This window comes from Streptomyces sp. NPDC001880 (genome assembly GCF_053594575.1).
Genome location: NZ_JBSFET010000280.1, coordinates 1 through 1,476, shown reverse-complemented (window position 1 = coordinate 1,476; position 1,476 = coordinate 1). Strand labels below are relative to the sequence as shown.

Genomic DNA, 1,476 nt, shown 5'->3' with positions numbered 1-1,476 from the left:
TGTGGACGTCTTGGGCAGTCCGCTCGGCGGCGGCTCGGTCGGCCCGTTCACGTCGAACGCCCAGGGGCGCGCGAGGTCCAGGTCGATGGGGGACGTGCCGGCGACCGAGCCCACGGAGGAGTACTGGTGAGCGGCCCAGTCGGGGTAGTGGCCGCCGAGGTCGGGCAGGCCAGGGTAGTTGCCGTCGTTGGCTCCCCAGGAGGCCGCCCAGAGACGGGCGCCGGAGGCGATGGTCTGGCTCCAGTCAGCGGACCGCAGCGCACTCGTGCTGATGTAAAACCAGGGCACGTACGCACCGACCCGTTCCCGGACCCGGTTGAACCAAGTGGACACATCCGCGTCGTTCCACAGGCGGGTGGAGTCGTCGAGCACCTCGACGTCGAGGGCGAGCGCGTCGCCGCTGCGGTAGTCGTGGAGGTTGTCCGCGAAGAAGTCGGCCGCCTCGCGAGGAGAGAGGAAGTCTCCCGTCAGCCAGTAGTGACCGACCCGCAGGCCCGCGGCGCGGGCCCCGTCGATGTGGTCGGCGTAGGAGTCCGAGGTGTAGGGGCCCTCGGAGAGTTGGCACCCCCCGGCCTTGGCGACGACGAAGTCCAGGCCCTCGGCGGCGGCGCGGACGTAGTCGAAGCCGACCTGGTAGTTCGAGACGTCCACGCCCAGCAGGTCGGCCTCCTGGGCGGAGGCCGGGCGGGGGGTGGCTGCGGCACTGGTGGCCGCGATGGTTCCTGCCGGGGCCAGGGCTGTCAGGGCGCCGCGGATCAGGGTTCTCCTGCGCATGTCTCCTCCGGTGGGGCGGGGATCACGAGCGAAATGCCATGCTCCTGTCAAAATCTATGCGTGAAGGTTAGCCTGACTCCGCTCCGCCGTGACAGGTCAATCCGTAATGAAAACAAGGGAGTTGATGTGTACATAAGACATGGATCCGATGGCGGTCGAAAGGGCCGGTCGCAAACCGGAATAAGTCGGCGCACGCTGCTGCGCGGCTCCGCCGCCAGTCTCGGTCTGGCTGCCGGCGGCGTGCTGTTCTCCGCGGGCTCCGCCAAGGCCGCAGACCTCTACAACCCGTTCAGCGGCTACACAATGACCGACGGTTGGTGGGACCACGTCAACCGCGGTTCCCTGGGCGGAATCGACTACGCGATGGGCGTCGGCACCAGACTTCCGGCCGCGGGTGCCGGGACGGTGACCAACATCCCGTACAACGGCACCGGCGGCCACACCGTGACCATCACCCACAGCGACGGGTACCGGACCCAGTACATGCACCTGTCGGAGTTCCACGTTTCTGACGGCACCTGGGTCGGCCAGGGGGACACCGTCGGATTCTCCGGCGGCGCCGCCGGGGCCCCGGGCTCCGGAAGCTCCACCGGCCCGCACGTGCACTGGCACCTGGTCACTCCGGGCGGCACCCGCGTCAACCCGCTGGACTACCTGGGCGGCGGCGGTGGCGGCGGCACCGCGCTGCCGAAGACCACGACC

Annotated in this window: 2 protein-coding genes; one reads left to right on the top strand and one right to left on the bottom strand. The window is 69.3% G+C overall.

Annotated elements, in window-relative coordinates; genetic code table 11:
• A partial coding sequence (locus tag ACWCQ6_RS37270) for a glycoside hydrolase family 25 protein (protein ID WP_451096941.1) occupies positions 1 to 774 on the bottom strand: 774 nt, incomplete at its 3' end.
• A gap of 240 nt (positions 775 to 1,014) precedes the next feature.
• Here ACWCQ6_RS37270 and ACWCQ6_RS37265 point away from each other — a divergent pair.
• On the top strand, positions 1,015 to 1,476 hold a 462-nt coding region (locus tag ACWCQ6_RS37265), incomplete at its 3' end, for a M23 family metallopeptidase (protein ID WP_451096939.1).